Origin of the sequence: Kytococcus sp. HMSC28H12 (genome assembly GCF_001816045.1) — a bacterium.
In the GTDB taxonomy this organism is placed as follows: domain Bacteria; phylum Actinomycetota; class Actinomycetes; order Actinomycetales; family Dermatophilaceae; genus Kytococcus; species Kytococcus schroeteri.
Window position 1 is genome coordinate 1 of record NZ_KV824562.1, and the last position, 833, is coordinate 833.

The 833-nt window shown below is 73.6% G+C and carries 2 protein-coding genes; both read left to right on the forward strand.

Features of this window, described 5'->3' with window-relative positions:
- A partial coding sequence (locus HMPREF3099_RS08710) for a GNAT family N-acetyltransferase (RefSeq protein ID WP_070705608.1) occupies nucleotides 1-450 on the forward strand: 450 nt, incomplete at its 5' end.
- A gap of 79 nt (nucleotides 451-529) precedes the next feature.
- Nucleotides 530-833, forward strand: a 304-nt coding sequence (locus HMPREF3099_RS08715; protein ID WP_141762089.1) for a hypothetical protein, incomplete at its 3' end; no start/stop codon positions are given.

The following is an 833-nucleotide window of genomic DNA, read 5'->3' on the forward strand; positions in this document are numbered from 1 at the left end:
CTGGGGGCGGTGCCGCCGGTGCGGGCGGCCTTCCACCGGATGGTGCGTCGCGCCCGCCCGGAGGCGCTCGCCGGGGCGGCGCTGCACTGGGGCGTCGAGTACCGCGGCGAGCTCGCCGGCGAGATGGTGCTCGACGACATCCGGTGGGGTGGGCACCGGTCGGCCTCGGCGGGGTACTGGGTGGACAGTGCGGTGACCGGTCGGGGTGTGGGGCGCACCGCGCTGCGGCTTGCTCTGGACCACGCGCTCGGGCCGGTGGGCCTGCACCGTGTGGAGGTGGCGGTGGCCGTGGACAACGCCACCTCCCTGGCGATGGTGGGGGCCCTCGGCCTGCGCGAGGAGGGGCTGCGGCGGGCCGCGGTGTTCATCGACGGGGCGTGGCGCGACCACCGCGTCTTCGCCGTGACGGCCCCGGAGTGGGGACCGTCCGGGGTGGTGCGCGAACCGTGACCGGACGTTCACTCTCCGTTGGGGTCGAGGACGTGTGTTGCCCCTGTGAATCACACCGTTGTGTTTCTAGACTGCGGCCATGCCGCCCAGCCTCCTCGTCCTCGTGCTCGTCGTCCTCGTCTGGGTGGGTTTCGGTGCTCAGTGGTGGTGGAAGCGACGTGACCACGTGAAGACGGTGAAGTCCATGGACGCCTTCCTGGACGCGATGGAGGCCCTGGAGCAGTCGGTGCGGATGCCCGACCCCCGCTCGCGCGACCTGGACCACCCTCCAGCGCAGCACGTCTCGCCGACCGCGCAGCTGCAGCCGACGGTCACCGTCAAGCCGCGCCGCGACGAGGCCGACGTGGCGCGCGCCCACGCTCGGGAGGCCGAGCGCCGCGCCC